Genomic DNA, 228 nt, shown 5'->3' with positions numbered 1-228 from the left:
CATTCATTTCGACGTGCAGGAGGACGAGTTCGTCTGCCTGCTGGGTCCGAGCGGCTGCGGCAAGACCACCCTGCTGCGCATCATCGCCGGCCTGCTCGACGCCGATGGCGGCAGCGTCACGATGGGGACGCGCTCGCTGCTGGAGATGCCCGCGCGCGAACGCGGCTTCGGCATCGTGTTCCAGTCCTACTCGCTGTTTCCGAACATGACGGTCGCGCAGAACATCGG

The 228-nt window shown here is 65.8% G+C and carries 1 protein-coding gene; it reads left to right on the top strand.

From position 1 onward, the window contains the following. Position 1 precedes the first annotated feature (1 nt). On the top strand, positions 2–228 hold a 227-nt coding region (locus SB772_RS46395; protein ID WP_410839318.1), incomplete at its 3' end, for an ATP-binding cassette domain-containing protein.

It is taken from the genome of Paraburkholderia sp. SIMBA_030 (assembly GCF_046535245.1).
Taxonomy (GTDB): Bacteria; Pseudomonadota; Gammaproteobacteria; order Burkholderiales; family Burkholderiaceae; genus Paraburkholderia.
The sequence above is the reverse complement of the archived record's forward strand: the minus strand, read 5'-3'. Positions and strand labels throughout refer to the sequence as shown.